The sequence below is a fragment of the Sulfitobacter sp. HI0129 genome, from assembly GCF_001635395.1.
Classification (GTDB): Bacteria; Pseudomonadota; Alphaproteobacteria; order Rhodobacterales; family Rhodobacteraceae; genus Sulfitobacter.
Map to the genome: position 1 here is coordinate 1 of NZ_LWGH01000028.1, position 430 is coordinate 430.

General features: G+C 65.3%; 1 protein-coding gene. It reads left to right on the top strand.

Annotated features, from left to right (window positions below; genetic code table 11):
* Positions 1 to 430 (top strand): type IV secretion system protein (locus tag A3764_RS00345; protein ID WP_201722373.1); only part of this gene is annotated, 430 nt, incomplete at both ends.

The window sequence follows — 430 nt, forward strand, 5'->3', positions numbered from 1 at the left end:
ATCGTGATCGCCCCCTTCATGATCGTGACCTCGCTTTTCAAACCAACCCAGTCCCTCTTCGAGGCCTGGACCCGCGCCACCATCGGCTATGCCCTCATGCCGGTCGCCGCAGCCGGGGCTGCGGGCATCATCGTCGCCATCGCCGAGGCCATCGGCGACGCCTCCGCCGATCCCGGCGATGTCGAGACCGTCAGCCTCATCCTGCCCTTCCTCGTGATCCTCATTCTCAGCGCCGGGATCATGGCTTCCGTTCCCTATATCGCGTCCAATCTCACCGGCGTGGTGGGCATTGCCTCGAATGCCGTGGGTCTGACCGGCCTCGCGCGTCAGGGTTTCGTGAACACGCGGGAGTATGGCACGGGCGCAACCTCGCGCCTCGTCACCGGCAAGTCCCCGCATGAGCTGAACCAGATGGCCAATGCGGGCGTGG